The sequence below is a fragment of the Paenibacillus validus NBRC 15382 genome (genome assembly GCF_004000985.1).
GTDB classification, from domain to species: Bacteria; Bacillota; Bacilli; order Paenibacillales; family NBRC-103111; genus Paenibacillus_G; species Paenibacillus_G validus.
Window position 1 is genome coordinate 1 of record NZ_BIMH01000124.1, and the last position, 1077, is coordinate 1077.

The window sequence follows — 1077 nt, forward strand, 5'->3', positions numbered from 1 at the left end:
AACAATAGACAATTCTTGGTTAGGAAGCCCGTTTGCCAGTTAATTTGGATGCCGGCAGCACGCCGGCCTTGGCGATTCCAGTCATGTGATCCCCGTCGGCGGCAACTTCGAATTTCAGATTTAAGCGCATTGGTTTCGTAATTCGCAGCGACCAGGTAAGCTTGTTGTCCTGAAGTACGGGGTTCAAAAACTCGACCGTCTCCTCCCCTTGTGTTGCCTTGCCTTGGATCGTCCCATTACTTGTTGATATTGAGAGCTTGACTTGCAATTTCCCAACCGGCGTAGCGATTGTCGTATCCCAATCCCCGTCGAAGACAGATGCCTGTGTGATTTCATGCAGGGTGCCGTAAGTCATCGCCGCTTTGTTCGCCGCGATGCTCAGTTCGGCACCCGTCAAGGACTTATAAGTGCTAGGCGCAATTCCTGTTTATCGCCAAACCGTTCCCCTCCGTTCAAATTCGAACAACCGTTCTACCACGTGTGCGATACGTGGTCCAAGTTCACGTTCCAGCAGATACAGAGCTACATCGAGTCCCGAAGTTACGCCGCCGCCGGTAACCAAGTTGCCGTCGTCCACTACGCGTGCTGAGACGGGAATGGCCCCGGTTGCTCCAAGTAAATCCATGCCTAGATGATTCGTTACCGCCGGTCTGCCTTCTAGCAACCCTCCCATGGCCAGCAACAGTGAGCCGCCGCATACCGTTGCGACTACGTTGTCTTTTTGCCCAAGTGCCTGCCCAATCATACCGGTCAATTCTGTATTCATTGCCCGAGCTAGAATAGCCGGGATCGAATCCGGGCCATCTCCTTCGACGTCACCCGATGCGCCAGGCACGAGAATGATGTCCGCACGTTCCGGGTTCAGTCTGCCGCTCGCTTCAATTTTTAATCCGTTGATGCCGCTAGTCACGGATCTTTGCCCTTCCGCGGTGACGAATTCTACGCTTAATGCGTTTTCTGCATTCATTGCAGCGGCGCAAAAAACCTCGTAGGGTGCAATGGCATCCAAAAGGTCGAAGCCATCAAAAAGCACGATTTGAACCGTCAACATAAATAAATCCCCCTCCAAAGTCATTT

The 1077-nt window shown here is 52.5% G+C and carries 1 pseudogene; it reads right to left on the minus strand.

Annotation, left to right across the window (positions count from 1 at the left end):
* Positions 1-19: 19 nt before the first annotated feature.
* Positions 20-1051 (minus strand): annotated as a pseudogene (locus PVA01S_RS26340) (DJ-1/PfpI family protein).
* Between the last annotated feature and the right edge of the window lie 26 nt (positions 1052-1077).